Raw genomic sequence first — 26,272 nt, forward strand, 5'->3', positions numbered from 1 at the left:
CTACACAGACAAACGCGATCCCTATTCTTGGTATTCGAAGTTCTCCCATCCGAGAGGACTTGTAACCAGTTTAAGGAGTATCGCCGTGAACGAGCTGATCGGCCGCGTTTTCAGCTTTGAGAAGCATGTCTTCCCCAAGAGCAGTGCGCTCTATGCGAAGCTGGCAAGCGACGGGCAGAGCCCCAAGGCGCTGATGATCTCCTGCGCCGATTCCCGCGTCGTACCCGAGCAGATCATGCAGGCCGAACCTGGCGATCTGTTCGTGTGCCGCAACGCCGGCAACATCGTGCCGCCCTTCGCGACGATGAATGGCGGCGTCTCCTCCACCGTCGAATATGCCGTGATGGCCCTTGGCGTGCGCGACATCATCGTCTGCGGCCATTCGGACTGCGGCGCGATGAAGGCGCTCGGCAAGACGGATGTGCTGTCGACCATGCCCAATGTCGCGGCATGGCTCCGCCATTCCGAGGCCGCCCACCAGGTCGTCTCGGCCGGCTATCCGGAAATGGCGGACCATGATCGCGTCCGCGCCGTCTCGCTCGAGAATGTCGTGGTGCAGCTCGCCCATCTGCGCACCCATCCGTCGGTGGCGGCTGGCATCGCGCGCGGCGAGATCGCGCTGCACGGCTGGTTCGTCGACATCCATGCCGGGCAGGTGCTCGGCCTCGACGGCGCGACCGGCCGCTTCATGCCGGTGCGCGAGGACAAGCCGCTGCCGGTGGCGCTCGCCGCCGGCCGCCGGTTCGCGTCCGACCTGCCCGTCCTGGAGGCGGCGGAATGACCAGTCTGGCGTCCATCATGCCGAAGTCGCTGTCGCGCGACTTTCCGGCGTCGATCGTCGTCTTCCTGGTGGCGATGCCCTTGTGCATGGGCATCGCCGTCGCCTCCGGCGTGCCGCCCGAAAAGGGGCTGGTCACCGGCATCATCGGCGGCATCATCGTCGGCCTGCTGGCCGGATCGCCGCTGCAGGTGAGCGGCCCGGCGGCCGGCCTCGCCGTGATCGTGTTCGAGATGGTGCGCGACCAGGGGCTGTCCGCGCTCGGCCCGGTGCTGCTGGTGGCGGGCGCGATCCAGTTCGTGGCGGGCGTGATGCGCCTGGGCGGGTGGTTCCGCGCGATCTCCCCGGCGGTGGTGCACGGCATGCTCGCCGGCATCGGTCTGCTGATCGTCGTCGGCCAGTTCCACGTCCTGTTCGATGCCAAGCCCCTGCCCAACGGGCTCGCCAATGTCGCGGCGATGCCGGAGCGGCTGCTCGGCCTCGATGCGAATCACCCGGCGGTGCCGGCGGTGATGGTCGGCCTCATCACCATGGCAATGATGATTGGCTGGGAAAAACTGCGCCCGGCCTCGATGCGGCTGGTGCCCGGCGCGCTGATGGGCGTGCTCGCCGGCACGCTGACCGCCTTCTTCATGGGCCTCGACGTCGCCCGCGTCGCCGTGCCGGATTCGATCGCGGCGTCGTTCGTGCCTTCTCCCGAGACGCTGTCTCGCCTCGGCGAGCCGGCGCTGCTGATCTCGGCGCTCGCCATCGCCTTCATCGCCAGTGCCGAAACCCTGCTGTCGGCCGCCGCGGTCGACCGCATGCATGACGGCGTGCGCGCCAATTACGACAAGGAGCTGCGCGCGCAGGGCATCGGCAATGCGCTGTGCGGTGTGTTCGGCGCGCTGCCGATGACCGGGGTCATCGTGCGCTCCTCGGCCAACGTCCAGGCGGGCGCGGTGACGCGCTGGTCGGCGATCCTGCATGGAATCTGGATCCTCGGCTTCGTTGCGCTGCTGCCGTGGCTGCTCAACGAAATCCCGATGGCGGCGCTGGCCGGCATCCTGGTCATCACCGGCTGGCGGCTCGTCTCGATCCAGCATGTCCGCCACCTGTTCGGTCGCTATGGCGCGCTGCCGGCGATGATCTGGGCGGCGACGCTGATCATGGTCGTCGCCGAGGATCTGCTCACCGGCGTCCTCGTCGGGCTGGCACTGTCGCTGATCGAGTTGATCCCGCATGCCCGCCGACTCGGTCTGCGCGTGCAGCAGGAGGACGAGGCCGACGGCCAGCGCATCGCGCTCGACGGCGCGGCGACCTTCGTGACCCTGCCGAAACTGTCCGCCGCGCTCGAGGCCGCGCCGCGCGACAAGCCGGTGCAGCTCGATCTCAGCCGCACCACCACCGTCGATCACACCTGCGCCGAGATGCTGAACGAATGGCTCCAGCGCCGCCGGCAATCCGGCCAGACCACCAAGCTCGTGGGCGCCAGCATGCGCGTCCAGAGGCTGGTGGCGGCGTAACCCACCATCCCCCGCCGCCACCAGCAATTTTTCGTCACGATCCGGTCATGACCGGACATAGCCCGGACAGCACGCAGATATAAAGCGTGCCGTCCGGGCCACGTTTTTCCGGCCCCGCTGCATTGCAGCAAAATGCCCCTTCCCCCGCCCTGCGCCGACGCCTCTACTGAGTGCATCCAAAGCGACCAATGACCCGGGCGGCGACGCCAAGAGGTCCGGCGCCGAGGATGCAGGAGGAACTGTCCCAAACATAAAAAGGGGAAGTTCCATGCGCATGATTCTCGGCCTCGCCACCTCGCTCGGCCTCGTCGCCACCGCCCAGCCGGCCGTCGCCCAGACGGATGCGCCCAAGCCGTTCACGGTCAGCGGCAGCGTCGGCCTCGTTTCCGACTATCGCTTTCGCGGCGTCTCCCAGTCCGACAAGGAGATGGCCGTGCAGGGCGGCGTGACAATCACCCACGAAAGCGGCCTGTATGGCGGCTTCTGGGGTTCCAACCTGTCGGGCTGGGGCACCTTCGGCGGCGCCAATATGGAGCTGGACCTGGTCGCCGGCTACAAGCTGCCGGTCGGGTCCGGCGCCTCGCTGGACGTCGGGCTGACCTGGTACATGTATCCGGGCGGCTATTCGAACACCGATTTCGCCGAGCCCTATGTCAAGCTGAGCGGCACGGTCGGCCCGGTCAACCTGCTCGGCGGCGTCGCCTATGCGCCGAAGCAGCAGGCGCTCGGAAACTGGTCCAACACCCCGCAAAGCCGCGCCGGGGACAAGGAGGACAATCTCTACGTCTGGGGCGATGCCAGCGCCGCGATCCCCGCCACCCCGGTCACCGTCAAGGCGCATCTCGGCTGGTCGGACGGCAATCCCGGCCTCGGCCCCAACGGCACCTCGGTGGCGCCGACCGGCAAATATCTCGACTGGCTGATCGGCGCCGACCTGACTATCGCGCCGCTGACCTTCGGCGTCGCCTATACCGATACCAATATCAGCAAGTCGGAGGCGGCCTATTTGCAGCCGAACTTCTCGTCGACGAAGAACGGCTCGACCATCGCCGGCTCGCGCGTGCTGTTCTCGGTGACGGCGGCGTTCTGATCTGCGCCGGGCCGTCCCGTTCGCCACGGACGGGGCGGCCCCGATGGCCGAAATGGCACATGCCGGAACGTGAAATCGCTCCTCTCACGTCATTCATGGATTATGCAGACGAGACTTGTTAAGCACCGCCCGACGACCAGAGGATCCGGCATCCGTGCCGGTCAGAGAGAGGAAGACAGGGCTAATGACGGTCACGGTTCGTGCTGCGAAGTTCATGATTCTGGCCGGCGCGGGCGCGGCCCTCATGCCGCTGACCCCCGCCGCCGCGGCCCCGCTGCCGCGCCCGGCGCAGTTCGCGATGTGCGGCGTCTGCCACAAGACGGGTGCGGGCGAGCCGTCCGGAATCGGTCCCAACCTCTGGCAGGTCGGCGGCCGCAAGGCGGGCACGCTCGCCGGCTTCAATTATTCGCCGGCGATGAAGGCGTCCAACCTCACCTGGAACAAGGACACGCTGTCCAAGTACATCGCTGCCCCGGCGCAGACCGTGCCCGGCAACAAGATGGCCTATGCCGGCCAGAAGGATCCGAAGGCGCTGGCCGCCATCGTCGATTACCTGCTCTCGCTGAAGTGATCAGCGCGACGGGGCGCCCGGACAGGCGCCCCGTCAGACCTTCACCGCTTCATGCGCAACACGGCGCGGGCGCGCTCGAGATGCGGGCGATCCAGCATCGCGCCGTCGAGACCGATCGTGCCCAGCCCCGGCGACGCCGCGAATGCTGTCACGATCCGCTCGGCCGCTTCCAGCTCCGCCAGGCTCGGTGAAAAGGCGCGGTTGATCACCGCGACCTGATCGGGATGGATCGCCAGCATGCCGCGAAACCCTGCGCGCCGCGCCGCCACTGCCACTTTCTCCAGCCCGGCAAGATCGCGGAAATCGCCATGGATCGTTTCGATCGGCGTCACCCCCGCCGCCGCCGCGCCGGCCAGCGCCAGGGACCGGAACAGCTGATAGGGAAAGGCATAATCCCCGTCCGCCCCGCGATTGGTGGTGGCGCCGAGTGCGGTGGCGCTGTCCTCCGCGCCCCAGGTCAGCGCCGCAAGGCGCGGCGTGCCGGCATAATCGCCAAGCCCGAACAGCGCGGGCGCCGTCTCGGTGGCGACGACCATGGTGCGGATCGTGCCGGGCACGATGCCGGCCGCGGCCTCCAGCGCCGTGAGGTAATGATGCAGCCGTTCGGCATCGGCGCGCATCGCCTTGGGCAGCATGATGCCGTCCGGCCGCCCCGGCACGATCGCGGCGAGATCGGCGAGCGCATGCGGCCCGTCGAGCGGATTGATCCGCACCCACATCGCCGGCCGCCGCGCCTCGGCGCCCAGCCGTTCGGCGACCAGCGCGCGCGCCGTCGCCTTGTTCGGCTCGGCGACCGCATCCTCGAGGTCCATGAGGATGAGGTCCGCCTCGCCGGCGCAGGCCTTGTCGAGCTTGCGCGGCGCATCCCCCGGCGCGAACAGCAGCGAGCGTGCGGCCAGAATCTCCGCCATGTCTATCCTTCTCCCTTTTCCGCCCCCGCATAACCGCAGCTCTCCGGCCGGCCAAGCGGCGGAACGGCGCGCGCCCTCGCGGGTTCGCCGGAAGCTGGGTCGAACAGGAGGACAGGATGACCGAAACGCTTTCCCCCGCGCTCCCTGAGGATATCGAACGCCTGACGGAGCGGGTGCTGAAGACGGCGCACGACGCCGGCCTGACGCTGGCCACGGCGGAAAGCTGCACCGGCGGGCTGATCGCTTCGCTGCTCACCGATGTCGAGGGGGCGAGCCATGTCTTCGAGCGCGGCTTCGTCGTCTATAGCGAGGAAGCGAAGTGCGAGCTGCTCGGCCTCGCCCCGGGCATGATCGAGCAATGCGGCGTCGTCAGCCGCGATGTCGCGATCGCCATGGCCGAGGGCGCCATTGCCGGCTCGCACGCCGACGTCGCGCTGTCCGTCACCGGCTTCGCCGGGCCGGGCGCCGAAGGGGACGAGCCGGGCCTCGTCCACTTCGCCTGCGCCCGGCGGGGCGGGGAGACTCTTCATCGCGAGGCGCATTTCGGCGATATCGGTCGCGGTGCCGTGCGTCTTGCCTGTATGCGCACCGGACTGGACATGATGCTGAGGGCGATGGCGTGACCGACAGTATGTTCTTCTCGATCCACCGCCAGGGGATGGCGCGCGTCGCCGCCGCCATGCCGAGGGGCAGCGCGGGCGACGTCGCCGCCAATGTCGCCGAGGCGATCGCGCTGATCGAGGAGGCGGATCGCCGCGGCGTCGACGCGCTGGTGTTCCCGGAACTTGCCCTCTCCTCCTATGCGATCGACGACCTGCACTTGCAGGACGCGCTGCTCGACGCGGTCGAGGCGGGGGTCGCGCGGATCCTGCTGGCGACACGCGAGCTGGCGCCGGTGGCGGTGATCGGCGCGCCCGTCCGCCGCAACGGCCGCCTCTATAATTGCGCGCTGGTGGTGGCGCGCGGGCAGCTGCTCGGCGTGGTGCCGAAAAGCTACCTGCCCAATTACCGGGAATATTATGAGAAGCGCTGGTTCGCATCCGGCGCGGGGCTTGCCGGACTGGAGGTGATGCTGGCCGGGCAGAGCGCCCCGTTCGGCACCGACCTGATCTTCGCCGCGGCCGACCTCGCGGACTTCGTCCTGCACGTGGAGATTTGCGAGGATTATTGGGCGCCGCTGCCGCCGTCGACGATGGGCGCGCTGGCGGGGGCGACGGTGTTGTGCAACCTGTCCGCCTCCAACATCGTCATCGGCAAGGCGCGCGAGCGCGCGTTGCTTGCCGCATCGCAGTCCGCCCGTGCGATCGCGGCCTATGTCTATTCCGCCAGCGGCCCCGGCGAGAGCACCACCGATCTCGCCTGGGACGGGCAAGGCATGGTGTTCGAGCTCGGCGAGCTGCTCGGCGAATCGACCCGCTTCGGCCGCGATCCGGAGCTGCTCGTCGTCGATGTCGACCTCCAGCGGCTGCGGCTGGAGCGGATGCGCATGGGCACGTTCAACGATTGCGCCGCCGCCGCCGGCCATCCGGAGACGCGCTTCCGCCGCATCGGCTTCCTGCATCGCCCGCACGGGGATGATCGCGGGCTGGAGCGTGGCCTGCGCCGCTTCCCGTTCGTGCCCAACGACCCGGTGCGGCTGAACGAGGATTGCTACGAGGCGTTCAACATCCAGGTCGAGGGCCTCGCCAGACGCTTCACCGCGACGCCGGGCGATCATCTCGTCATCGGCGTGTCGGGAGGGCTTGATTCGACCCACGCGCTGATCGTCGCCGCCAAGATGTGCGACCGGCTCGGCCTGCCGCGCTCGGCGATCCTCGGTTATACCATGCCCGGCTTCGCCACCGGCGAGGCGACGAGGTCCAACGCCTGGGCGCTGATGCGCGCGCTGGGCGTTACCGGCGCCGAGATCGACATCCGCCCGGCCGCCCGCCAGATGCTCGCCGACATGGATCATCCGTTCGCGCGCGGCGAGCCGGTCTACGACGTCACCTTCGAGAATGTGCAGGCGGGGCTGCGCACCGACTATCTGTTCCGCCTCGCCAACCGGCATGACGGCTTCGTCATCGGCACCGGCGACCTGTCCGAGCTGGCGCTGGGCTGGTGCACCTACGGTGTCGGCGACCAGATGAGCCATTATGCCGTGAACAGCGGCGTGCCGAAGACGCTGATCCAGTATCTGATCCGCTGGTGCGTGGAGACCGGCCAGTTCGACGAGGAGACGAATCGCCTGCTCACCGACATCCTCGGCACCGAAATCTCGCCCGAGCTGGTGCCGGCCGACGAGAGCGGCGCGATGCAGAGCACGCAAAGCCGCATCGGCCCCTATGAGCTGCATGACTTCTTCCTCCATTACGTGGTCCGCCACGGCCTGCCGCCGGAGAAGATTGCCTTCCTCGCCTGGCACGCCTGGAAGGATGCGGGCGCCGGCGAATGGCCGGCCGGCTTCCCCGAGGCGGCGCGCAACGCCTATGACCTCGCCACCATCCGGCACTGGCTGGAGATTTTCCTGCGCCGCTTCTTCCTGACCAGCCAGTTCAAGCGCTCCGCCATTCCCAACGGCCCCAAGGTGTCCGCCGGAGGCAGCCTCTCCCCGCGCGGCGACTGGCGGGCGCCTTCGGACGGCAGCGCCGATCCGTGGCTGGCGGCGCTTGCCGCTGTTCCGGAGCGGGAGCCTTGAGGGCAAGGCCGATCGGCTTTATCGGCCTCTCATGACCGACGAGACAGATCGCTACACCTATGCCCGCGCGGGCGTATCCATCGCGGCCGGCAATGCGCTGGTGAAGGCGATCGCGCCGCTGGCGCGCGCCACCCGCCGCCCGGGGGCCGACGCCGATCTCGGCGGCTTCGGCGCCTTCTTCGATCCGCGCGCGGCCGGCTATCACGATCCGCTGCTGGTCGCCGCGACCGACGGCGTGGGCACCAAGCTGCGCCTTGCCATCGAGCATGACGCGCACGACACGGTCGGCATCGACCTCGTCGCGATGTGCGTCAACGACCTCGTCGTGCAGGGCGCCGAGCCGCTGTTCTTCCTCGACTATTTCGCGACCGGCAAGCTCGACAACGGCGTCGCCGAGCGGGTGGTGGCGGGCATCGCCGAGGGCTGCCGCATCGCCGGCGCGGCGCTGATCGGCGGCGAGACGGCCGAGATGCCGGGCATGTACGCTGCCGGCGACTATGACCTCGCCGGCTTCACCGTCGGCGCCGTCGAGCGCGACCAGGTGCTCACCGCCGACAAGGTGGCCGACGGGGACCTGATCCTCGGCCTCGCCTCCTCGGGCGTCCATTCCAACGGCTATTCGCTCGTCCGGCGGCTGGCCGCGGACAAGGGGTGGAAGCTGGATCGCCCCGCCTTGTTCGATCAGGAAATGCTGCTGAAGGACGCGCTGCTCGCCCCCACGCGCATCTATGTGAAGAGCCTGCTGCCGCTGGTCCGCTCGGGCCGCGTCCATGCCCTCGCCCATATCACCGGCGGCGGCCTGCTCGAGAATATCCCGCGCGTGCTGCCCGAGGGCCTGCACGCCCATGTCGACGCCAATGGCTGGCCCCAGCCGCGGCTGATGGCCTTCCTGCAGGCGCAGGGCAATATCGAGCCGGAGGAAATGGCGCGCACCTTCAACTGCGGCATCGGCATGGCGGTGGTGGTTGCGCCGGACGCAGCGGCGGCGGTGACGGAAGCGCTGGAGGAGGCAGGCGAGACGGTGTTCCGCATCGGCCGCATCGCCGCCGGCGCGAAAGGCTGCACGGTCGCCGGATCGGCCGACTGCTGGAGCGCACGACAGGCCTGGTCCGCAACGCACAATGGCTGAGGCCGGCGCGGAGAAGGCGAAGGTTGCCGTCCTGATCTCGGGGCGCGGCTCCAACATGGTCGCGCTGGCAGACGCGGCGAAGGCGCCGGACTGCCCCTATGAGATCGTGCTGGTCGGATCGAACGACCCCGCCGCCCCTGGCCTCGCCGCGGCGGCGCGGCGCGGCATCCCGACGTGGAGCCTCAGCCACAAGGGGCTGAAGCGCGCGGAATTCGACATGGCGGTCGATGCCGCGTTGCGCGCGGCAGGCGCGCAATGGGTGGCCCTGGCCGGCTATATGCGGCTGTTGTCGCCAGACTTCGTGGCGCGCTGGGAAGGACGGATGCTCAACATTCATCCCTCCCTGCTGCCCAGATATAAGGGCCTCGACACCCATGCCCGGGTGCTGGCGGCGGGCGATCCGGTCCACGGCGTCTCCGTCCACCTCGTCACCGCCGAACTGGACGGTGGGCCGGTGCTGGCGCGGCGTGAAATCCAGGTGCTGCCCGGCGACACGCCGGAGACGCTTGCCAGCCGCGCGCTGGTCGAGGAGCATATTCTCTATCCGCAGGTTCTCGCCGAGATGGTGCGTCGATGAAGATACGCTTGCTTAGCCTGGGCGAGACGGTGGCGGTGGCCGCCGTGGTGATTTCCGGCCTCGGCCTCTACAATAGCTGGAACAAGGCCGACACGCCGGCGCCGGCCTCCGTCACCGGCGGCGAGGCGAAGAAGCCGTCGGCGCTGACGCTGCGCGCCGAGGCGCAGGCCGACGGGGCGCGGCTGGCGCTGTCGCCGGTGTCGACCGCGCAGGTGGTGCAATCGCAGACCATCGCCTTCCCCGCCCCGCTCGACATCGCGCCGGTGGAGACGACCGGGGATCCCCGCATCGAGGCAAGCTGGGTGGATGCGGCGCTTCGCAAGGTGGGCGAAGCCGAGAAGGTCGGCGCGGGCGATCTGCGCGTGCCGGTGCTGATCACCACCCGCTATATCGAGGACGACGCAGAGCAGACGGACCGCTCCGTTTACCAGCTCGGCTATGTGCTCAGCGAGGGCGGCCTGTTCGGCGGCCGCCATGTGCGCCTGCGCGGCCTGTCGCTGTCCGCGCGCGGCGCCAGGGACGGGCAGAAGCGGATCGACGCCCTGTGGACGGCGGCGCACAAGGCTGCGCAGTCGCCGTCACCCTGAACGGCAGGCATCCGCATCCACGCCATCATGCTGAACCTGGTTCAGCATCCACTTTTTCGCGACTCAGGCGCATCTCGCCGGATGAACCAGGTTCAGGGTGACGAGAAGAGTGAGAGGGGGGCGGGCTTCCCCTGCCCCCCTCCGATCGATCAGCCGACAATCTCTTCCGGCTTGAAGAAATAGGCGATCTCGATCGCCGCATTCTCGGCGCTGTCCGAGCCGTGGACCGAATTCGCTTCGATCGATTCGGCGTGGGTCTTGCGGATGGTGCCCTCCTCGGCGTTGGCCGGGTTGGTGGCGCCCATCACTTCGCGGTTCTTCGCCACCGCATTCTCGCCCTCGAGCACCTGCACGACGACCGGGCCGGAGATCATGAACGAGACGAGATCGTTGAAAAAGGGCCGCTCCTTGTGGACGGCGTAGAAGCCCTCCGCCTGCTCGCGGGTCATGTGGATACGCCGCGACGCGACGACGCGCAGGCCGGCATCCTCCAGCATCTTGGTGACGGCGCCGGTCAGGTTGCGACGCGTCGCGTCGGGCTTGATGATCGAGAAAGTACGTTCGGTCGCCATAGCCGAGCCGGCTCCATTTGCTGTGGGTTGGGAATTGCCGCGCGCTCTAGTCGGGCGCGCCATCCGAGGCAAGGGCCCTACGCCGCCTGCGTCCAGCGGCCGGCCTCGTCCTGTTTCCAGTAGCGCCGCTCGACACCGTCCCGGGACGCCAGCCCCTTCCACGCGGCGCGGGCGGCCGCGACATTGCTCTCATCGAAGAAATGGAAGGCGCGGTCGAAGCCCAGCGCTTCCTCGCGCCACACCCCGTCCGCCAGCGCGATGGCGCGCGCCCCATTGGCCGGCTCCGGCCGCGCGGAAAGGAGCACGGGCTGATCCGCCTCCCCGTCGGCGCCGGCGCGGCCATGGGGGAGGAAGCTTTCGGGCGCGTAGCTCCACAGCCGCTCGTCGAGCCGGGCGAGCAGCGCATCGTCGCCGGCCACCACCAGCAGCCGCCCGCCGCCATCCACCACCCGCTCCGCGATGCGCGGCAGCACGCGATCGAGTGGCGCTGCGAGGTGGTAGAAATCGACCTGCATCAGCCCGCCTCCGCCAAGGCGACGGGACCGATCACCCCTCGAAATTATCGGCGATGAAACGATCGAGCAGGCGCACGCCATAGCCGGTGGCGCCCTTGTCCCACACCGCGCCGGGCTTGCCCGACCACACCATGCCGGCGATGTCGAGGTGCGCCCAGCGCACGCCTTCCTCGACGAAGCGCAGGATGAACTGCGCCGCGGTGATCGAGCCGCCCTCGCGCGGGCCAACATTCTTCATGTCGGCGATCGGGCTGTCGATCAGCTTGTCATAAGGATCGCCGAGCGGCATCCGCCACAGCTTCTCGCCCACCGCCTTGCCGGCGGCGGTGAGCTGCTCGGCCAGCAAATCGTCGTTGGTGAACAGGCCGCCATGTTCGTTGCCGAGGCTGATGATCATCGCCCCGGTCAGCGTGGCGAGGTCGACGATCGTCTTCGGCTTGTAGGTGCGCTGGACCCAGGTGATGGCATCGCACAGCACCAGCCGCCCCTCCGCGTCGGTGTTGATCACCTCCACCGTCTGGCCGGACATGGTGGTGACGACGTCGCCCGGCCGCTGCGCCGTGCCCGAGGGCATGTTTTCGACCAGGCCGCACACGCCGATAACGTGCGCCTTCGCCTTGCGGCCGGCGATCGCCATCATCGCGCCGGTCACGGCACCGGCGCCGCCCATGTCCCACTTCATGTCCTCCATGCCGGCGGCGGGCTTGATCGAGATGCCGCCGGTGTCGAAGGTGACCCCCTTGCCGACCAGCGCCACCGGATCGGCGGTACCGCCGGTGCCGTCCCACTTCATCACCAGCAGCCGGGCCTCGCGCGCCGAGCCCTGCGATACGCCGAGCAGCGCGCCCATGCCGGCCTCGCGCATCGCCGCCTCGTCCAGCACGCTGATCTCGACGCCGAGATCGGCGAGCGCGCGGGCGCGCTCCACGAAGCTCTCCGGATAGATGATGTTGGCGGGCTCCGTGACGAGAGTGCGGGTGAACGCCACGCCGGCCGCTACCTTCTCAAGCTGCTCCCACAGCGCCGCCGCCCCGTCGCCGGCGCCGACGATGACGATCTCGGCGAGCGTCGGCTTCTGCTTGGGCTTCAGCCTCGTGCGGTAGACGTCGTAGCGCCAGCTGCGCAGCACCGCGCCATAAGCGAGGCGCGCACCGGCCTCGGCGCGATTGCCGGTAAGGCGCGACACGTCGATCACCAGCGTCGTCTCGCCCGAGGTCTGGAGACGGGCGGCCAGCGCCGCGCCGGTCTTCTCCAGCGCCGCGGCATCAGCCATGGTGCCGACGCCGGCGAGCAGCACGCGGCGCACCGCTGCGCCATCGGCCGACCAGGTCTCGACGAGGCTGGCGGGCTCGCCGACGAAGCGTTCGCCCGTCGCCGCCTGCCTGAGGACGTCCGCGCCGGGGAGGTCGGCCAGCGCCTCGTCGAGCGCCGCGCCGGAAACGGGCAGGGCCAGGGCATGGGCGCCATCGGGACGGCGATCGGCGAAGCGGACGTTCATTGACGGCATCTCCGGGGAAGTCTTCGGACGTAGATGCTCTATGGGAGTTGCCGCGAACCGGCACAAGCCATGGGCCTGACGGATTACCGCGCCGGCATGCGACGACGGCCGCCATCAAACAAACACCAAGATTGCCGCCGCCCGGCGGGTCGGCTAGGCGCGTCGGTTCAGGGTAGGCGAGGCGACACGCGCGCGTGAGAAAAAGGCTCTTATGGTTCGGCCTGCTGCCGCTCGCGCCGGCCGCTGCGCAGGGGCCGTCGACGTCGCTGCAGACCCCCGCCGTGGCCGAGGCGCCGCCGCCCGTCGCCGCGCCTGGCGCCGACGAGGCGCCGCTCGCCGAGGACGAGATCGGCTTCAGTTCGCGCGAACTCAATTATGACGACAACGCCGATGTGGTGACCGCCAGCGGCGACGTGCGGATGATCCGCAACGGCTATCATCTGCGCGCCGACAAGGTGGTCTGGGATCGCAAGTCCGGCCAGGTCAGCGCCGAGGGCAGCGTCGTCACCACCGATCCGCAAGGCGACCACGCCTATGGCGACCGCGTCGAACTGGACGACGCGCTCAAGAACGGCGTGGTCGAGAACATGCTGCTGGTGCTGGAAGATGGCGGCCGGCTGGCGGCGGCGCGCGGCACCCGGCAGGACGGCATCACCACGCTGGACCACGCCGCCTATTCGCCCTGCGCGGTGACCGACAGCGACGGCTGCCCCAAAGTGCCGCTGTGGAAGATCACCGCGGTAAAGGTAATCCACAATCCGGATCGCAAGCGCATCTATTATCGCGGCGCGCGGCTGCACCTGCTCGGCCTGCAGGTCCCGCTGCTGCCCAATTTCTCGCATCCGGACGGCTCGGCCTCGGGCGGCACCGGGCTGCTCGTGCCGAATTTCAGCTACAGCCGGGTGAACGGGGCGGAATTCGCCCTGCCCTATTATTTCGCGCTGGCGCCGAATCGCGACCTCACCCTCACCCCGCACGTCTACAGCAACGTCGCGCCGGCGATCGAAGCCCAGTATCGCGCCCTGTCCTCGCTCGGCGTGTTCCAGGTGCAGGGCATGATCACCTATTCCGACCGGCAGGCGGCGCTGGTCGGCGCCAGCGGCCCGTCGGACAATGAGGTGCGCGGCTATATCGACGCCAATGGCCGCTATCAGCTCGATCCGTGGTGGACGGTGTCCGGCTCGCTGCGCCTCGCCACCGACAAGACGTTCCTGCGCCGCTACGACATTTCGCGCGACGACCGCCTGCGCTCGACCGTCAACGTCGAGCGGATCGACAGCAATTCATACCTGTCGATCGCCGGCTGGTATTTCCAGGGCCTGCGCTCGACCGACAAGGCCGGCACCATGCCGTTCGCGCTGCCGGCGATCGACTATCGGCTGCGGCTGGACGATCCCATCGTCGGCGGCAAGGTGGAGCTGGAGGCGAACAGCCTCGCCATCGTCCGCACCGACGGCCAGGACACGCAGCGCGCCTTCGCCAGCGCCCGCTGGGACCTGCGGCAGATCACGGCGTGGGGACAGGAGCTGACGCTGACCGGCTATGCCCGCGCCGACATCTATCATACCGACGATGCGCTGGCCTCGGTGCCGACCTATGGCGGGCTCAATGGCTGGCATGGGCGCGGCATCGCCGCGGTGGCGGCGGACCTGCGCTGGCCGTTCGTCGGCGCGCTGTTCGGCGGCACCCAGCGCATCACGCCGCGCGTGCAGATCGTCGCCTCCCCGCCGACCCGCAACCTCGCCATGCCGAACGAGGACGCGCGCGCCATCGACCTCGACGATTCCAACCTTTTCGCGCTCAATCGCTTCCCCGGCTATGATCGCTGGGAGGACGGGGCGCGTATCACCTATGGCGGCGAATATGCGCTGGACCTGCCGAATTTCTCGGCCCGCGCGATCATCGGCCAGAGCTATCGCCTGTCCGACAAGCCCTCGATCTTCCCGCAGGGCACCGGCCTGTCGGATCGATTCTCGGACATCGTCGGGCGCGTCACGCTGAAATATGGCCGCTGGGTGAGCTACACCCAGCGCTTCCGGCTGGACAAGGACTCGCTCGGCATCCGCCGCAACGAGGCGGACGTGACGGTGGGCAGCGACGCCACCTATTTCACCGCCGGCTATCTGCGCCTCAACCGCGACATCTCGACCCTGGGCGAGGACCTGCGCGATCGCGCCGAGGTGCGGCTGGGCGCGCGCATCGCGCTGCTCAAGCGCTGGTCGGTGTTCGGCTCGACGGTGATCGACCTCACCAGCAAGGAAGAGGATCCGCTGTCGATCGCCGACGGATACCAGCCGATCCGCCACCGGCTCGGCTTCGCCTATGAGGATGATTGCTTCTCGTTCGGGCTGACCTGGCGGCGCGACTATGCCCAGACCGGCGACGCGCGCCGCGGCAACACCTTCCTGTTGCGCTTCTCGCTGAAGAATATCGGCCGCTAGGCTCCGATCACCGCCGCACGTCGCGCCCGCCTGCCCGGAACGCCGCCAGCTCGCGCGGGCCGGTGAAGCTGACGTCGCCCGGCGTGCCATGCTTGAGCACGGCGAGCGCGAGACCCGTCTCGGCAGCCGCTTCCAGCCCCTCGCCGAGCGCGTGCAGCACGCCCGCCGCAAAGGCGTCGCCAGTGCCGATGCGGTCAACGATGCCGGCGATCTCCACCTCGTCGGTCTGGAAGGAACCGTCGCGGGCGTCGATACGCGCGGACAGGCGATGCAGTTCGGCATCCTCGGCGTGTCGCGCCGTCGACGCGATATAGCGCAGCCGCGGGAAGGCCGCGAACGCCGCCTCCGCCGCCTCGCGCCGCCGCTCCGGCCCGTCGCCGGAGAACTCGCCGCCGAGCAGCAGCGCGATGTCGCGGTGATTGCCGAACAGGATCGTCGTCTCGCTGACCAGCGCGTGCAGCACCTTGCGCGGCTCCCCGCCCCAGCGTTCCCACAGGCGCGCGCGGTAATTGCCGTCGAATGACACCGGCACGCCGGCCTCGCCCGCCGCGCGCGCCGCCGCCAGCGCCAGCGCGGCGCTGTTCGGCCCCAGCGCGGGGGTGATGCCGGACATGTGCAGCCCGCGCGCATTGGCGAGCAGCGTCGGCCAGTCGAAATCCTCCGGACCGGCAGCGGCGAACACGCTGTTCTCGCGATCATAGATCACCGCCGCCGCACGCGGACCGGCGCCCGGCGCCAGATAATAGGTGCCGAGCCGCCCGGGCACGGCCTGCACCGACGAGGCATCGACACCACCGCGGCGGAGATGATCGATCACGGCATCGCCGATCGCGTCGTCCGGCACCCGGCTGACGACCTTGGCGGGCGTGCCGATGCGCGACAGCGCGACGGCGACATTCGCCTCGGCGCCGCCAAAACAGGCGTCCAGCGTCGGATATTGGAACAGCGCGCTGCGTCCCGGCGCGGAGAGCCGCAACAGCAGCTCGCCAAAGCAAAGCATCGGTCCGGTCGCATCGGGCATTCGCAGTCTCCATCGTCACGCGCACACGTGCATCGCCATGCACGAGGACGGAGCGATGTCCAGCCGGGAGGCGCCGGAATGCGGCGAACGATCAGCGGCCCGCGTGCGCCGGCCGTACCGCCGAGCGGACCGCGACGCCGATCAGGAAGGCCAGGGATGCCGCGACCAGGCCGAGCAGGGCCGAGTCTACTGCCAGACTGACCGCGCGCCCGATCCACAGCAGCGCAACGCCCGCGGCGAGCAGCGGCAGCGGCAGCGGCAGGCGAACCCGCCGGGCAACGGCCGCAACGCCCGGGACGCGGGTCGGCGCGGGAGCGATCGCGTCGCGCGCGGCGACCGGCGCATCGTTCGGCACCTGATCGAAAGCGATGAAGGCCATGATCCGTCTCCTGTCAGCGCGTCACCGACACTCAATGGCCGCCAACGCCCGTCCAAAACAGCCGAATAAGATCGTGCATATTGTTCGATGGATTCGAAAAGCGGTCAGTCGAAGCGATAGCCCGAGATCGCCGTCTTCAGCACCAGATCGTGATAGATCGGGCGCCCTGGCCCGTCCGCGGCCCCGGCCGCGACCATCAGCGGAATGAGATGGTCCTCGCGCGGATGGGAGAAGCGGCCGGCCGGCGCGTCTGCCCAACCGGCCAGCGCTGCGGCGCGCGCTTCGCCGGGAAGCGCGATGGTCGCCGTCAGCCATGAATCGAAGTCGATAGAGGGCGCGGTCGACTCCGCCCGGCCATAGCCACGCATATTGTGGAAGCTCATGCCCGAGCCGATGATCAGCACACCTTCGTCGCGCAACGGCGCCAGCGCGCGGCCGGCAGCGGCATGCAAGACCGGGTCGAGGCCGCGATCCACCGACATCTCGACCACCGGCACCGCCGCTTCCGGAAAGGCAACCTTGAGCGGCACGAACGCGCCATGATCGAGGCCGCGCCCCGCCTCGGCAGCGGCGGCGAGCCCGGCGCCGCGCAGCAGCTGCGCGGCGCGATCGGCGAGGCCCGGCGAACCCGGCACGTCATAGCGCAGCTGATAGGTCTCCGGCGGGAAGCCGTGATAATCGTAGATCAGCGGCGGCTGGGGATCGCTCGTGAAGGCGAACCCCTGCGTCTCCCAATGGCCGGAGACGAGCAGGATCGCCCGTGGCGGCTCCGGCAGGGTAGCGGGCAGCGCGCGCAGGAAATCACCCATCGACGTCCAATGGCCGGCGGGATCGTCCATGAAGAAGCAGGGGCCGCCGCCATGCGGGATGAACAGGGCCGGCTGCCTCATTTCGCCGCCTCCGCGATCAGCGCATAGGAACGGCGGCGCGCCTCGTGATCGAAAATGTCGGAGACGATCATCAGCTCGTCGGCACCCGTCTCCGCGACCAGCGCGGCGATGCCGGCGCGCACCGTCCCGGGCGAGCCGACGATCGAGCGGGCGAGGAAACCCTGCGCCTGCGCAGCTTCCTGCGCCGTCCAGTAGCTGTCGATATCGTCGATCGGCGGCTTGCTGAGCCCGCGCGCGCCGCGAAACAGGTCCGCCACGGACATCTGCTGGGTGGTGGCGAGGCGCCGCGCCTCGGCGTCGGTGTCGGCAGCAATGATGTTGACGCCGATCATCGCATGCGGCCGGCCGAGATGCTCCGATGGCTGGAAATAATCGCGATAGACCTGCAACGCGGAGATCAGCGCCTGCGGCGCGAAATGCGAGGCGAAGGCGTAGGGCAGGCCGAACTGGGCGGCGAGCTGCGCGCCGAACAGGCTGGAGCCGAGGATCCACAGCGGCACTTCGGTGCCAGCCCCCGGCACGGCGACGATGCGCTGATGCTCGCGCACCGGACCGAGCAGCGCCTGCAGCTCGCGCACGTCGTTGGGAAAATTCTCCGCCGTCATCGGATCGCGGCGCAGCGCGCGGAGCGTCAGCTGGTCGGTGCCCGGCGCGCGGCCCAGCCCGAGATCGATGCGGCCGGGAAACAGGGTCGCCAGCGTGCCGAACTGCTCGGCGATGACCAGAGGGGAATGATTGGGCAGCATGATCCCGCCCGCCCCGACCCGGATCGAGCGCGTCCCCGCCGCGATGTGCCCGATCACAACCGAGGTCGCGGCGGACGCGATGCCCGGCATGTTGTGATGCTCGGCCACCCAGAAACGGGTATAGCCCAGCGTCTCGGCATGGGCGGCGAGATCGCGCGCGGCATCGAGCGCGGCGCGGATGTCGCTCCCCTGGCGGACGCGGACGAGGTCGAGGATCGAAATGGCGGTCATGGCATATCCCGAGGGCGTGTGCCGATGATTTATGTAACGTCCGGTCTAATACAATTGCGGACATGATTTCTGTGGCGGGTTCGGCCATGAAGTGACCGCCCACGCTTGACAGCCACCGCGCGTCGGAAGATGTATGCATCTTCACGCGCAGTGTATGCACAAGACGGCCGATCGGGCCGCGGGCGGGAGAATGGGATGCGATCACGCCTGACAAGGGGCCCCTGCCCGCCAACGCCCACCCTTCACCGGCCCGTGCCGCTGCGCGCCCAGGCCTCCTGACCCTTCTTTTATCCAGGATTTCCCATGCAGGCTTTGCTCCCCGTCGATCACAACGACGCCGTGCTCCTCGGTCGTATCGAGACCGCCGACGGCCCGACGCCCGTCCTGCTCCGCGATGGCGCCATCGAGGACATGTCGGCGATCGCGCCGACCGTCGCCGATCTGCTCAACGGGCTGGCCCCCGGTTCGATGCCGCCCAGCGGCAAGACGATCGGGTCGATCGACGCCCTTGCCTTCAGGGGCGACTGGGAGGGCGGCATGACGCCACGCCTTCTCTCGCCGGTCGACCTGCAATGCATCAAGGCATCGGGCGTGACCTTTGCCGTCTCCGCGATCGAGCGCGTCATCGAGGAGCGCGCGCGCGGTGATTTGATCGAGGCGGACCGCATCCGCGCCGACATCGCCCAGCGCATCGGCACGGACATCCGCACCGTGCGCCCCGGCTCCGACGAGGCATCCCGCCTCAAGACCCTGCTCATCGCCGATGGCCTCTGGTCCCAGTATCTGGAGGTCGCGATCGGCCCGGATGCGGAGATCTTCACCAAGGCGCCGGTGCTGTCGACGGTCGGCGCGGGCGCCGACATCGGGGTGCGCGCCGATTCCGAATGGAACAACCCCGAGCCGGAGGTGGTGATCGTCTGCGATGCGGCCGGCCAGGCGCGCGGCGCAACGCTCGGCAACGACGTCAACCTGCGCGACATCGAGGGGCGCTCGGCATTGCTGCTCGGCAAGGCGAAGGACAATAACGCTTCCTGCTCGATCGGCCCGTTCATCCGCCTGTTCGACGATCGCTACACGCTGGACGATCTGCGCAGCGCCGTCGTCACGCTGGAGATCGAGGGCGCGGACGGCTTCCGTCTGGACGGCTCGTCGAGCATGGCGATGATCAGCCGCGATCCGCTGGATCTGGTCGGCCAGACGATCGGCAAGAATCACCAGTTTCCGGACGGCTTCGTGCTGTTCCTCGGCACGATGTTCGCGCCGACCGACGATCGCGGCACCGCCGGGCGCGGCTTCACCCACCAGCGCGGCGACATCGTCCGCATCGCCACGCCCCGGCTCGGCACGCTCGTCAACCGGGTCGTCACCTGCGAGGAGGCCGCGCCGTGGACCTTCGGCGTCAGCGCGCTGATGCGCAACCTCGCCCGGCGCGGGCTGCTGCCGGCATGATCGAGCATAAGGAGAAGGATCGCATGGCCCATCATCGCAACACCTGGCGGGTGCGCACGCGCGCGCTCGCCTGCGCCGCCCTGATCGGCGCCGGCCTGCTCGGCGCGTGCAGCAAGGAGGCGCCGGGCGGCGCCGCTGCTGCCGGCGACACGCTGCTGCTCAGCAACTTCACGCTGATCGACGGCACCGGCGCCGCCGCCAAGCCGGGCCAGGCGATGCTGGTCGAGGATGGTCGCATCAAATGGGTCGGGCCGGTGGCCGAGGCGCCGCATCCGGACGGGGTGCAGCCGGTCGACCTCGCCGGCAAGTTCGTCATGCCCGGCCTGATCGACCTCCACGTGCATCTCGGCACCGTGCAGGACCTGACGCAGAAAGCCGACTTCTTCACCGCCGACAGCGTCAGGAAGGACCTGCGCACCTACGCCTCCTATGGGGTGACAACGGTGCAGTCGATGGGCACGGACGGGGACGCGATCTTCGGAGTGCGCGACGCCGAGCGCGCCGGACGCCCGGACATGGCCCGCGTCTATACCGCCGGCCAGGGCATCGTCTTCAAGGGCGGCTATGGCGGCGTGCCGGGCATCAACCACCCCGTCGCCACGCCGGCCGAGGCCAAGGCCGAGGTCGATGCCCAGGTCGCCAAAAATGTCGACTTTATCAAGCTGTGGGTCGATGACGAGCTGCACTCGATGCCGAAGATGCCGGCTGAGATCAGCAAGGCGGTCATCGACGAGGCGCATGCCAAGGGCAAGCGCGCGCTCGCCCATGTCTTCTACCTCGACGACGCCAAGAGGCTGGTCGAGCAGGGTATCGACGGCTTCGTCCACAGCGTTCGCGACAAGCCGATCGACGACGCGCTGATCGCGGCGATGAAGGCCAAGGGCACCTGGCAGGTGGCGCCGACGCTCAGCCGCGAGGCGGCCGTCCACGCCTTCGGCGCGCCAAACCCGATCACCAAGGACCCGTTCTTCCGCCAGTCCGTCTCGCCGGCCTCGGTGACCGGGCTCGAGAGCCCCGAACGGGAAAAGACGGTGTCGTCAAACCCGAACTGGAAGTTCCTCCCCGAGTTCGACGAGCGTGCCAAGGCCAATTTCGCCACCGAGGTGAAGGCCGGCATCCCTTATGGCTTCGGCACCGACGCAGGCCCCCCGGGCCGCGTGCCCGGCTATTCCGAGCATTGGGAATTGTGGGAGATGGTCAAGGCCGGCCTCACCCCGCTGCAGGCGATCACCGCCGCCACCGGGAACGCGGCCAAGTGGCTCAACGCCGACACCGGCACGCTGCAACCCGGCAAATGGGCCGACCTCGTCGTGCTCAACGCCGATCCGCTCGCCGACATCCACAACAGCAAGACAATCGACACCGTCTATATCGCGGGCAACAAGGTGCCCTCGGTCAAGCCATGAGCGATGCCGGGGTGAGGGAGGCGGCACGGCCGACGCGGGTCCGCCACGCCGTATTGTGGCTGACCGTCGCGGCGTACATGATCACCTATATGGATCGCGTCGTGATCTCGACCACGGCGCCGATGATCCAGAAGGAGTTCGGCCTGTCGGTGATCACGATGGGCTGGGTGTTCAGCGTGTTCCAGATCGGCTACGCGATGTTCCAGATCCCGGGCGGCTGGCTGGGCGACAAGTTCGGCCCCCGCCGGACGCTGACCGCGATCGTGGTGTGGTGGTCGACGTTCACGGCGCTGACCACGGCGACGTGGTCGGCGGGCTCGCTGATCGTCTGCCGCTTCCTGTTCGGCTGCGGCGAGGCCGGCGCCTTCCCCAATGCGACCCGCTCGCTGTCGCGCTGGATGCTGCCCTCCGAGCGTGGCTTCGCGCAAGGCATCACCCATGCGGGCGCGCGGCTCGGCGGCGCGATCACCCCGCTGATCGTCGTGTCGCTGATGTTGCATCTCGGCTGGCGCGGCCCGTTCCTGATCTTCGCGGTGCTCGGCCTCGTCTGGGCGGCGGTGTGGTTCTGGTATTTCCGCGACGACCCGCGCCAGCACAAGGGCGCCAACGAGGCCGAGCGGGCGCTGATCGCCAACGCGCTCGGCGCGCAGGCCGCCGACGTCGGCGAGCGGCCGGCGGTGCCGTGGCGGAAGATCCTCAGCAGTCCGCAGCTCTGGCTGATCTGCTGCATGTATTTCTGCTACGCCTACAGCATCAACATCTTCCTCACCTGGTTTCCCAAATATCTCAACGAGGTACGAAGCTTCGACCTCGCCGCCATGGGCCTGTTCGCCAGCGTGCCGCTGATGGCGGGGGTGGTCGGCGACATTGCCGGCGGCTGGATTTCCGATCGGCTGATCCACCGAAGCGGCAATGTCACGATGGGCCGCCGCGTGGTGGCGATCCTCGGCTTCGTCGTCGCCGCCATTGCCATCCCGGTGGCGGTGCTCACCAAGGCGCCGCTCGAAAGTGTGGCGTGGTTCGCGCTGGCGGTGTTCGGGCTGGAGCTGACGGTGGGCGTGTCCTGGGCGCTGACGCTCGACGTCGGCGGCGTGTTCGCCGGCTCGGTGTCGTCAGTGATGAACACCTTCGGCAATATCGGCGGCGCGCTCGCCGCCGTGATCACCGGCTACATCCTCCACTGGAGCGGCTGGGATGCGGCGATGTACGTGCTCGCCATCCTCTCGGCAGTCGCGGCGCTGCTGTTCCTGAAGATCGACGCGTCCCGCCTGATCTACGCGCGGGAAGGGTGAGACCCTAAAGCACCACGTCCCGGCCGACCGAGCGCACATCGGTCTGGCCGGACAGGGCCATGGCGATGTGCAGCTCGTGGCGGAGCAGGTCGAGCATGCGGGTCACGCCCGCCTGCTTCTGCGCGGCGAGGGCGAACGCCCAGGCGCGGCCGAGCAGCACGCCGCGCGCACCCAGCGCCAGCGCGCGCAATATGTCGATGCCCGAGCGCACGCCGCTGTCGAGCAGCACTTCGGCGCGGCCGTCGACCGCCTCCACCACCGCCGGCAGGGCGGCGATCGACGAAGGCGCGCCGTCAAGCTGGCGGCCGCCATGATTGGAGACGATGATGCCGTCCACGCCCTCGTCGCAGGCGGCGGCGGCATCCTCGGCGTCGAGTATGCCCTTGACGACGATCCGGCCCCGCCAGTGCCGGCGCAGCCACGCCATGTCCTTCCAGGTGATCGAGGCGTCGAAATTGCGCGCCACCCAGGCGGTGAACTGGGCGAGGCCCGCGCCTTCGGGCATGCGCGGCGCGAAATTGCCGAGCGTGTGCGGCCGGCCCATCACGCCGACGTCCCACGCCCAGTCGGGATGACGCATGATCTCGAAGCCCCGCTTCAGCCGCGCCGGCAGGCCCTGCGTGCCGGTGAGGCTGGAGCGTATGTCGCGACGGCGCGGGCTGTGGGTGATGAGATCGACGGTGAGCACCAGCGTGTCGACGCCGAGCGCGGCGGTGCGCGCGAGCAGGTCTTCCATATAGTCACGGTCGCGGATCACGTAGAGCTGCAGGGCGACCGGCCGGGTGACGCTCCTGGTCACCTCCTCGATCGAGCAGCAGGACGAGGACGAAAGGATGAACGGCACCCCCGCCGCCTCGGCCGCGCGGGCCGCCTGGACTTCGCCGCGGCGCGCATAGAGGCCCGCAAGCCCGATCGGGGCCAGCGCCACCGGCATCGACACCTCCTGCCCCATCAGCGTCGTGGCGAGATTGATGCTGGAGACGTCGCGCATGATGCGCTGGCGCAGCTTGAGGCGCTGGAAATCGGCCTCGTTGCTGCGCAGCGTCGTCTCGGTATAGGACCCGCCGTCGATATAATCGAACAGGAAGAGCGGAAGACGACGCCGCGCCAGTTCCCGGAAATCCTCGATGCTCGCGGGGATCATGCTCGCTCCTTTACTTCCCGGTCCAGAGGGGTGTCTGTTTGCCGAGGAAGGCGGCGACGCCGATCCTGAAGTCGTGGCTGTCATAGACCTGGTGGATGAGGTCGGTGATGTCGGGCTGGCCGGCGGCGGCGATGCGGCGCATCGCCTCCTTGGAAGCGCGCAGCGTCACCGGCGCGTTGCCGAGCAGCCGCTCGACCAGCGCGTCCGCAGCGGCATCGAGCGCGTCCGCCGGCACCAGCGCGTTGAGCAGCCCGAGTGCGTCGAGCTCGGCGGCGGGGATCATCTCGGCGGCGAGCAGCATGCGCTTGGCCATGGCGATTCCGGCATGCTGGACGAGCCGCGCATAGCCGCGCGCCGACAGGCAGTTGCCGACGGTGCGCGCCAGCGGCGAACCGAACCGCGCGCCCTCCGCCGCCACCCGGAAGTCGCAGGCGAACGACAGCGCCAGCCCGCCGCCCACCGCCCAGCCGTCGACGATGGCAACGGTCGGCTGCGGCAGCGCCTCGACGGCGGCGAGATAGCCGTCCATCTCCGCCTCATAGGCGACCCCGTCATCGCCGCCGGTGAAGCTGCGGAACCCGGCGATGTCGGTGCCCGACACGAACGCCTTGCCGCCGGCACCGCGCAGCGTCACCACCCGGATCTCCGGATCGGCGGCGATCTGCGCGCACGCCTCGCCCAGGCCGCGCCACATCTCCCAGGTCAGCGCATTATAGGCCTGCGGACGATCGAACAGGATGCGCGCGACAGGCCCGTGCCGGGTGACGCTGGTCCGTCCCTCGCTCATCCGATCAGCCCCCGCTCGGCCAGCTCCCGGCGCAGCTCCGCGCCGTGCTCGTCGAGCAAGGGCGGCGGATAGCGCACCGCCTGCGGCGTCGCCGACAGCTTCACCGGAAAGCCCAGGGCCTTGAAGCTGCCTTCCACCGGATGAGCGATCTCCTGCACCATCTCGCGCGCCCGCGTATGCTCGCTCGCCAGAGACTGCTCATAATCATAGATCGGCCCCGCCGGCACGCCGGCGGCAAGCAGCGCGCTCACCCATTGATCGACGCTGCGCGTCGCGAAGGTCGGCCGCAGCAGCTCAATCAGCGTGCGGGCATTGGCGACGCGCACGCTGTTGTCGGAAAAGCGCGGATCGTCGTTCAGCTCCTCGCGTCCAATCACCGCCAGCAGCGACAGCCACAGCTTCTGGTTGGCGGCGGCGAACACGAAATAGCCGTCCTCAGCCTTCACTGCCTGATAGGGCGCCGACATGCGGTTGGCGGTGCCCAGTGGCTTCGGGCTCTTGCCGGTGCCCCACAGTTCGGCCGTCTCCCAGATCGACAGGCCCAGCGCCGCCTCGAACAAGGACGCCGAGACGAACTGGCCCTCGCCGGTCTGCGCGCGGCCGATCAGCGCCGAGAGGATGCCATAGGTCGCAAACAAGGCCGCGCCGAGATCGCCGACCGGCGTGCCGTTCTTGACCGGCTCGGCATCGGGCAGGCCGGTGGCGCTCATCAATCCCGACATCGCCTGGGCGATGAGGTCATAGCCCGGCCGCATCGCCCATGGCCCACCCGGCCCGAAGCCCGAGATGCTGGCATAGATCAGACCCGGGTTCATCGCCTTCAGCGTCTCATAGCCGATGCCCAGCCGATCGGCGACGCCAGGCCGGCCATTCTCCACCACGACGTCGGCCGTCCTCGCCAGCCCGTAGAACACGGCGCGATCCGCCTCCGACTTCAGATCCAGCGCGATGCTGCGCTTGTTGCGATTGAGCGCCAAGAAGCCGGGACTGTCGTCGCCCTTCAGCCGGAAACCCATCGAGCGGCGCGAACTGTCGCCCACCGCCGGCGGCTCCACCTTGATCACGTCCGCGCCCATGTCGCCCAGCAACATGCAGCAGAACGGGCCTGCCATCACCTGCGACACGTCCAGCACACGAATCCCCGCCAACGGCTGACGACGACCCCGCCCTTCCTCCACCATTGAAATATCCACCTCTGCATCAAGCATGCCGACTGGGCCCGCGGCAACGCCACGACAACGGCATCTCACCTATGCATACATCGCACCATACGTGCATACAAGAAGCGGCGGGGCCGCCCCTGCGCTATTTCCCGGAGCGGCCCGGCTCGGGCGGCTCACCGGAGGCGGCGCCGTCATAGGCGGCCATGCGCTTGCGCGCCCGGGCTTGCTTGGTTTCGTGCCGGATGCTGGCGGCACCATTGTCGAAATGCTCTTCCATCAGCCGGCTCAGCGCTGCGGCGTCGCGGCGCAGCAGGGCAGCGTGGATCTGCTTATGCTCTTCGAAGGCGTCGGCCCAGCGATCATGATCCAGGGTGCTGACGTGGCGCGCGCGCTCCGCGCGCGGCAGCAACAGGCGCCAGGCGAGCAGCAAGGAGGGATTGGCAGAAGATTCCACGATCAATTCGTGGATCAGCCGATTGGCCTCAAGATAGCGCGGGCGATCGCGCGTCTCGAAATAGCGCTCCATATCCTCCTGCAGTTCGGAGAGGATTTCGAGCTGCTCCGGCGTCATGCGCTTGCACGCGAGCCGGGCGGCCAGCGATTCCAGCGCGCCGAGCACGGTGAACACCTCGGCGGCCGCCTCCTCGTCGAGATGGGCGACCTGCACGGTACGATTGGGCAGCAGGCTGACCAGCCCTTCGCCGGCCAGGGTGCGGAATGCCTCGCGCACCGGGGTGCGCGACATGCCGAACTGTTCGCTGAACGCCACTTCGCGAAGCGGCTCCCCGGGGGGCAGATCGCCGGCAAGGATCATCCTGCGCAGCAGGCGCACGGCCTCTTGATGGCGATCCCCCTTGCGCGCAGGCTTGGCCGCTTCTTCTGGCGGCGGCGCATTCTTGCCCGTTCTATTCAT

General features: G+C 68.9%; 24 protein-coding genes and 1 pseudogene. 13 read left to right on the plus strand and 12 right to left on the minus strand.

Annotated features, from left to right (window positions below; all coding sequences use genetic code 11):
• Positions 1 to 85: 85 nt before the first annotated feature.
• The 4 genes from KOF26_RS11910 to KOF26_RS11925 all read left to right on the plus strand — a co-directional run bounded on the left by KOF26_RS11910 (position 86) and on the right by KOF26_RS11925 (position 3,944).
• Positions 86 to 781, plus strand: coding sequence for a carbonic anhydrase (locus KOF26_RS11910; RefSeq protein ID WP_216325050.1), 696 nt, complete (start codon positions 86 to 88; stop codon positions 779 to 781).
• Positions 778 to 2,283, plus strand: a complete 1,506-nt coding sequence (locus tag KOF26_RS11915; protein WP_216325053.1) for a SulP family inorganic anion transporter — start codon at positions 778 to 780, stop codon at positions 2,281 to 2,283. Before KOF26_RS11910 ends, KOF26_RS11915 begins: the two co-directional genes overlap by 4 nt.
• A gap of 268 nt (positions 2,284 to 2,551) precedes the next feature.
• Positions 2,552 to 3,373: a TorF family putative porin gene (locus KOF26_RS11920; protein WP_435876854.1), complete on the plus strand. Its 822-nt coding sequence runs from the start codon at positions 2,552 to 2,554 to the stop codon at positions 3,371 to 3,373.
• A 184-nt stretch (positions 3,374 to 3,557) separates the two neighbouring features.
• Complete coding sequence (locus KOF26_RS11925; protein WP_253201386.1) at positions 3,558 to 3,944, plus strand: c-type cytochrome; 387 nt, start codon at positions 3,558 to 3,560, stop codon at positions 3,942 to 3,944.
• A gap of 41 nt (positions 3,945 to 3,985) precedes the next feature.
• Here KOF26_RS11925 and KOF26_RS11930 read toward each other — a convergent pair whose 3' ends face one another.
• Positions 3,986 to 4,855 (minus strand): HpcH/HpaI aldolase/citrate lyase family protein, encoded by an 870-nt coding sequence (locus tag KOF26_RS11930; RefSeq protein ID WP_216325056.1) that lies wholly within the window; start codon positions 4,853 to 4,855, stop codon positions 3,986 to 3,988.
• Positions 4,856 to 4,971: 116 nt separating this feature from the next.
• Here KOF26_RS11930 and KOF26_RS11935 point away from each other — a divergent pair, with 116 nt between their 5' ends.
• The 5 genes and pseudogenes from KOF26_RS11935 (at position 4,972) to KOF26_RS11955 (ending at position 9,825) form a co-directional block, all read left to right on the plus strand.
• The gene (locus tag KOF26_RS11935) at positions 4,972 to 5,478 is read left to right on the plus strand and encodes a CinA family protein (protein ID WP_216325059.1); all 507 of its coding nucleotides are present in this window, start codon (positions 4,972 to 4,974) and stop codon (positions 5,476 to 5,478) included.
• An 8-nt stretch (positions 5,479 to 5,486) separates the two neighbouring features.
• A complete protein-coding gene (locus tag KOF26_RS11940) occupies positions 5,487 to 7,532 on the plus strand; it encodes an NAD(+) synthase (RefSeq protein WP_216325604.1) in 2,046 nt (681 codons plus the stop codon).
• Positions 7,533 to 7,563: 31 nt separating this feature from the next.
• Positions 7,564 to 8,661, plus strand: coding sequence for a phosphoribosylformylglycinamidine cyclo-ligase (purM, locus tag KOF26_RS11945; protein ID WP_216325062.1), 1,098 nt, complete (start codon positions 7,564 to 7,566; stop codon positions 8,659 to 8,661).
• Positions 8,654 to 9,235, plus strand: a pseudogene (gene purN / locus KOF26_RS11950) (phosphoribosylglycinamide formyltransferase); the annotation flags it as partial. The gene purM and the pseudogene purN, both read left to right, overlap by 8 nt.
• Positions 9,235 to 9,825: a hypothetical protein gene (locus KOF26_RS11955; protein WP_216325068.1), complete on the plus strand. Its 591-nt coding sequence runs from the start codon at positions 9,235 to 9,237 to the stop codon at positions 9,823 to 9,825. The pseudogene purN and the gene KOF26_RS11955, both read left to right, overlap by 1 nt.
• 149 nt (positions 9,826 to 9,974) lie before the next feature.
• On the opposite strand, the gene ndk is transcribed toward KOF26_RS11955, so the two are convergent.
• The 3 genes from ndk to KOF26_RS11970 all read right to left on the minus strand — a co-directional run bounded on the left by ndk (position 9,975) and on the right by KOF26_RS11970 (position 12,410).
• The gene (gene ndk, locus KOF26_RS11960) at positions 9,975 to 10,397 is read right to left on the minus strand and encodes a nucleoside-diphosphate kinase (protein ID WP_216325072.1); all 423 of its coding nucleotides are present in this window, start codon (positions 10,395 to 10,397) and stop codon (positions 9,975 to 9,977) included.
• Between the two features lie 77 nt (positions 10,398 to 10,474).
• Entirely contained in the window at positions 10,475 to 10,912 is a 438-nt protein-coding gene (locus tag KOF26_RS11965; protein ID WP_216325075.1) for a DNA polymerase III subunit chi, read from the minus strand.
• Positions 10,913 to 10,943: 31 nt separating this feature from the next.
• The gene (locus tag KOF26_RS11970) at positions 10,944 to 12,410 is read right to left on the minus strand and encodes a leucyl aminopeptidase (RefSeq protein WP_216325076.1); all 1,467 of its coding nucleotides are present in this window, start codon (positions 12,408 to 12,410) and stop codon (positions 10,944 to 10,946) included.
• Positions 12,411 to 12,604: 194 nt separating this feature from the next.
• Between KOF26_RS11970 and KOF26_RS11975 the strand changes: the two genes are divergently transcribed.
• The gene (locus KOF26_RS11975) at positions 12,605 to 14,851 is read left to right on the plus strand and encodes an LPS-assembly protein LptD (RefSeq protein WP_216325078.1); all 2,247 of its coding nucleotides are present in this window, start codon (positions 12,605 to 12,607) and stop codon (positions 14,849 to 14,851) included.
• Between the two features lie 7 nt (positions 14,852 to 14,858).
• Here the strand turns inward: KOF26_RS11975 and KOF26_RS11980 are convergent, their stop codons facing one another.
• The 4 genes from KOF26_RS11980 to KOF26_RS11995 form a co-directional block, all read right to left on the minus strand.
• Positions 14,859 to 15,872 carry a sugar kinase gene (locus KOF26_RS11980; RefSeq protein ID WP_216325080.1) on the minus strand — a complete coding sequence of 338 codons (1,014 nt, stop codon included), beginning with the start codon at positions 15,870 to 15,872 and terminating at the stop codon, positions 14,859 to 14,861.
• Between the two features lie 91 nt (positions 15,873 to 15,963).
• On the minus strand, positions 15,964 to 16,251 hold the full coding sequence (locus tag KOF26_RS11985) for a hypothetical protein (protein ID WP_216325082.1): 288 nt from the start codon (positions 16,249 to 16,251) through the stop codon (positions 15,964 to 15,966).
• Between the two features lie 104 nt (positions 16,252 to 16,355).
• Positions 16,356 to 17,141 (minus strand): DODA-type extradiol aromatic ring-opening family dioxygenase, encoded by a 786-nt coding sequence (locus tag KOF26_RS11990; RefSeq protein WP_216325084.1) that lies wholly within the window; start codon positions 17,139 to 17,141, stop codon positions 16,356 to 16,358.
• Positions 17,138 to 18,118 carry an LLM class flavin-dependent oxidoreductase gene (locus tag KOF26_RS11995; RefSeq protein ID WP_216325086.1) on the minus strand — a complete coding sequence of 327 codons (981 nt, stop codon included), beginning with the start codon at positions 18,116 to 18,118 and terminating at the stop codon, positions 17,138 to 17,140. Before KOF26_RS11995 ends, KOF26_RS11990 begins: the two co-directional genes overlap by 4 nt.
• Before the next feature lie 303 nt (positions 18,119 to 18,421).
• On the opposite strand from KOF26_RS11995, the gene KOF26_RS12000 reads away from it, so the two are divergent.
• The 3 genes from KOF26_RS12000 to KOF26_RS12010 are packed head-to-tail and all read left to right on the plus strand — an operon-like array spanning position 18,422 to position 22,265.
• Positions 18,422 to 19,567: a fumarylacetoacetate hydrolase family protein gene (locus tag KOF26_RS12000; RefSeq protein WP_216325088.1), complete on the plus strand. Its 1,146-nt coding sequence runs from the start codon at positions 18,422 to 18,424 to the stop codon at positions 19,565 to 19,567.
• Positions 19,564 to 20,973 carry an amidohydrolase family protein gene (locus KOF26_RS12005; RefSeq protein WP_216325090.1) on the plus strand — a complete coding sequence of 470 codons (1,410 nt, stop codon included), beginning with the start codon at positions 19,564 to 19,566 and terminating at the stop codon, positions 20,971 to 20,973. Before KOF26_RS12000 ends, KOF26_RS12005 begins: the two co-directional genes overlap by 4 nt.
• Entirely contained in the window at positions 20,970 to 22,265 is a 1,296-nt protein-coding gene (locus tag KOF26_RS12010; RefSeq protein ID WP_216325093.1) for an MFS transporter, read from the plus strand. The genes KOF26_RS12005 and KOF26_RS12010 overlap by 4 nt, the downstream gene beginning before the upstream one ends.
• A 4-nt stretch (positions 22,266 to 22,269) precedes the next feature.
• On the opposite strand, the gene KOF26_RS12015 is transcribed toward KOF26_RS12010, so the two are convergent.
• The 4 genes from KOF26_RS12015 to KOF26_RS12030 form a co-directional block, all read right to left on the minus strand.
• Positions 22,270 to 23,409 (minus strand): L-lactate dehydrogenase, encoded by a 1,140-nt coding sequence (locus tag KOF26_RS12015; RefSeq protein WP_216325096.1) that lies wholly within the window; start codon positions 23,407 to 23,409, stop codon positions 22,270 to 22,272.
• Positions 23,410 to 23,419: 10 nt separating this feature from the next.
• Positions 23,420 to 24,196 carry an enoyl-CoA hydratase gene (locus KOF26_RS12020; RefSeq protein WP_216325100.1) on the minus strand — a complete coding sequence of 259 codons (777 nt, stop codon included), beginning with the start codon at positions 24,194 to 24,196 and terminating at the stop codon, positions 23,420 to 23,422.
• Positions 24,193 to 25,404: a CaiB/BaiF CoA transferase family protein gene (locus tag KOF26_RS12025; protein WP_253201387.1), complete on the minus strand. Its 1,212-nt coding sequence runs from the start codon at positions 25,402 to 25,404 to the stop codon at positions 24,193 to 24,195. Before KOF26_RS12025 ends, KOF26_RS12020 begins: the two co-directional genes overlap by 4 nt.
• 97 nt (positions 25,405 to 25,501) lie before the next feature.
• Positions 25,502 to 26,272, minus strand: a complete 771-nt coding sequence (locus KOF26_RS12030; RefSeq protein WP_216325102.1) for a GntR family transcriptional regulator — start codon at positions 26,270 to 26,272, stop codon at positions 25,502 to 25,504.

Source organism: Sphingomonas quercus (genome assembly GCF_018863195.1).
Taxonomy (GTDB): Bacteria; Pseudomonadota; Alphaproteobacteria; order Sphingomonadales; family Sphingomonadaceae; genus Solisphingomonas; species Solisphingomonas quercus.